The sequence below is a fragment of the Variovorax sp. 679 genome (assembly GCF_003952185.1).
Taxonomy (GTDB): Bacteria; Pseudomonadota; Gammaproteobacteria; order Burkholderiales; family Burkholderiaceae_C; genus Variovorax.
In genome coordinates this window covers 1-1,087 of sequence record NZ_RXFS01000048.1, presented here as the reverse complement: position 1 = coordinate 1,087, position 1,087 = coordinate 1, and the positions used below count along the sequence as shown (strand labels likewise).

Genomic DNA, 1,087 nt, shown 5'->3' with positions numbered 1-1,087 from the left:
CGCTGCGATGGCGTGGATCATCGGGGCACGTTGCACGTCGATGCGGTAGTGCGCGGGATCGACGTGGGCCTGAAGCCGATCTGCTGCATTCGAGGCGTTGTCTTCTTCGAGCCACTGCAGCTTGAGTTCCGCATGCCGCTGCACCACCTGCACCGGCTCCTTCAACCCCTCCCACAGCACCGCCGTGCGCAGGATGTCGTGACGCTCGATCACACGGTTGAAGCTCTGCACGAACCGCTCCAGCCTCTGACGGCTGTCGAACCCCAGCGCGTGCGAGGTGATGTACGCATCGCCTTCGGTCTGCAGCAGGTGGTGGAACAGCATCCCCTCCTGCAGCGGCGCCAGCGGGTAGATGTCCTGGATGTTCGAAGCACCTCCGGCCACCTTGGCTTCGATGCGGCCGATCTGTGCTTCGTCGAGCTCGATCAGCGTGAGCATGTCCGGCTCGATCGCTTCGCAATCTTCGGGAATTCTGTTCGGAGGCACGACCACCTCCACCCGCCCCTGCTCCTGCAGCAGCGCCTGTGCGAAGGACGCCAGCTGCGGGTGCTGGAACAGCGTGCGCACCTGCACGCTCCAGCCTCGCTCGCGCACACTCTCCAGCAGCCGAAGTGCCAGCAGGGAATGGCCTCCGAGTTCGAAGAAGTTGTCGTTGCGGCCCACGCGGGTCACTCCGAGGACTTCGGCCCAGATCGATGCGAGGGTCTGCTCGACCTCGCCTTCGGGCGCCTCGTACGCCCTGTCGCTCGTGAACTCCGGCGCAGGCAGCGCCTTGCGATCCACCTTCCCGTTCGCGTTCAGCGGTAGCGCTTCCAGAACCACCAGCACGCTCGGGACCATGTAGTCGGGTAGCGCTTCCGCGAGGCGGGCTCTCAGGACAGCAGTGTCGATACCATTGCCGGAGACGTAGGCCACCAGCCTCGTACCCGCCAGACCTTCGTTCGCAACGACCACCGCCTCGCGCACTTCCGGCTGGGCCTGCAACCCCGCCTCGATCTCCCCCAGTTCGATGCGGAACCCCCGCACCTTCACCTGGTGGTCGATCCGACCCAGGTACTCCAGCTGACCCTCGTTGTTCCATCGCACA

General features: G+C 65.0%; 1 protein-coding gene. It reads right to left on the bottom strand.

What is annotated here, in order from left to right:
* Nucleotides 1–1,087, bottom strand: a 1,087-nt coding sequence (locus EJO71_RS34240) for a condensation domain-containing protein (RefSeq protein ID WP_240651613.1), incomplete at both ends; no start/stop codon positions are given.